1 protein-coding gene is annotated in these 797 nt (G+C 70.8%); it reads right to left on the bottom strand.

Annotated features, from left to right (window positions below; translation table 11 throughout):
* Positions 1-19: 19 nt before the first annotated feature.
* Positions 20-797: type VII secretion protein EccB (locus tag ACPC54_RS42110; protein WP_498973046.1), on the bottom strand; the 778-nt coding region annotated here is incomplete at its 5' end.

Genomic DNA, 797 nt, shown 5'->3' on the forward strand with positions numbered 1-797 from the left:
GTACGGCACGTGGCTTCTCCTATGAACCCTGCGGCTGGCTCGCCGCGGTGGTCGACAGGCGGGGGCCGGTCGGCAGGAACACGGACCAGGCGACCGGGATCGGCGCGGGGTCCAGACCGGTGTATCCGAGCCGGGTCTGGGCCAGTTGGGCCTCCTGCTGGAGCTCCTTGCGCTGCTTGTCCGTCATGCCGTACTCGGTGCCCTGGGAGCCGCTGTCGGCGTTGGACTGCATGGCGTAGCGCAGGCCCGTGTCGGTGACGAGGAAGACACCGCCCGCCTTGGTGTCCGTGCCCTGGAACTGGCGGTAGAGCTGGCCCGAGCCGGGGGTGACGTAGGCGCTCGACGAGCCGGTGGGCAGCTCGGCCGGGAAGTCGGTGCCCGCCCAGGTACCGAGGGTCGTGGTGCCGTTGCCGGAGTCGACGTGGTCGAGGACGTTGCAGACGGTGTCGCGGCTGCCGCTCGTGGTGCCCGCGTCGTTGACGACCTTCGGGGTGAGGGCCGGCCACTTGCGGTCGGCCGCGAACGCGGTCGAGCCGGGCACGAAGGCGCCCGCGCTGACGTCGAGGGCCTTGCTCGCCTGGTTGAGCCCGACGAGGTCCTTGCTGTTGAGGAGCAGCTTGGCGGTGAAGTCGGAGACGGGCAGGACCTTGCCCTGTTCGACGACGTAGAACTGCTGACGGTCGCCGTTGGGGGCCCGCAGGACCATGCCGACCTTGTTCGCGGCGGCCGGCAGGCTGCCCTGGACACCGGCGGGCGTGCCCGCGTTTCCCTCGATCCGGGGAAACTCGATCGGGTCG

The sequence above is a fragment of the Kitasatospora sp. NPDC094028 genome, assembly GCF_049543595.1.
Taxonomy (GTDB): Bacteria; Actinomycetota; Actinomycetes; order Streptomycetales; family Streptomycetaceae; genus Kitasatospora.